This is a genomic window from Ruegeria sp. AD11(2025) (genome assembly GCF_056542405.1).
The window spans coordinates 1-999 of the sequence record NZ_JBQFZU010000116.1 but is presented as its reverse complement, the minus strand read 5'-3'; the positions used below and the strand labels follow the sequence as shown (position 1 = coordinate 999).

The window sequence follows — 999 nt, the reverse complement described above, 5'->3', positions numbered from 1 at the left end:
TCTCGTTTGTCACCACCGTGCCCTGCAAACAGCTGGCCGGGGTGATCGAGGAGATTGACCAACGCGACGACATCTTTCACATCCCCTCGAACAAGGAGGATGAAGGGATGGGGTTGTGCGCCGGCGCCTGGATGGGCGGCAAGCGCCCGGCCATCATCATGCAGAACACCGCCATCGGGGTGACGATCAACACGCTGGCCACGCTGATCCAGTACTACCGGATGCCATTGCCGATGCTGATCTCCTACCGTGGCGAACTGCGCGAACCCGTCGCCTGCCAGGTGGAGATGGCGGTTCACACCAAGGCGCTTTTGGCTCAACTCAATATCCCGACCTACCACTTTCATTGGCAGAAAGACGTAGAGGAGTTGGACAACATTCTGAAATACACCTTCATGTGCAACAAACCCGTTGCCATTTTGACCGACGCCAATTTCTGGGGAGGCTATGGCGACCAATGATCCGTTCTGAAATCCTGAAGGAAATTGCCCCGATCCTGCGTGAACAGCTGGTTGTCTGCAACATCGGCATCCCCAGTCAGGAACTGCACGCAATCGACGATCAACCGACCAATTTCTACATGCTGGGTACGATGGGGCTGGCCTCATCCATTGGACTTGGGCTGGCTCTGTCGCAGCCGAAACCGGTGATCGTCATTGACGGAGATGGCTCGATCCTGACCAATCTGGGCACGCTGCCGACAATCGCGAACAATGTAGCGGACAACTACATCCTGCTGATCATCGACAACGGCTCTTACGGATCGACCGGAGATCAGCCGACTTATGCGGGGCAGAAAACCTCGTTGGCGAAAATGGCCGAGGCTGCAGGTTGTGACCGGGTGATCGAATGCCTGGCCGAGGAAACCGGTCGCGTGTTGCAAGAGGCGCTGGACGTCAAGCAGATGACCATCATCGTCAGCAAGTGCGAAAGCGGCAACGCCAAGATGCCGGTGATCACCATGGATCCGGTCGTGATCCGCGACCGGTTCATGAAGGC

Annotated in this window: 2 protein-coding genes; both read left to right on the top strand. The window is 57.1% G+C overall.

The window, feature by feature from the left end; translation table 11 throughout:
• Positions 1-461: sulfopyruvate decarboxylase subunit alpha (locus ACR1XY_RS24600; protein WP_480597443.1), on the top strand; the 461-nt coding region annotated here is incomplete at its 5' end.
• A partial coding sequence (gene comE, locus ACR1XY_RS24595) for a sulfopyruvate decarboxylase subunit beta (RefSeq protein ID WP_480597441.1) occupies positions 458-999 on the top strand: 542 nt, incomplete at its 3' end. The genes ACR1XY_RS24600 and comE, both read left to right, overlap by 4 nt.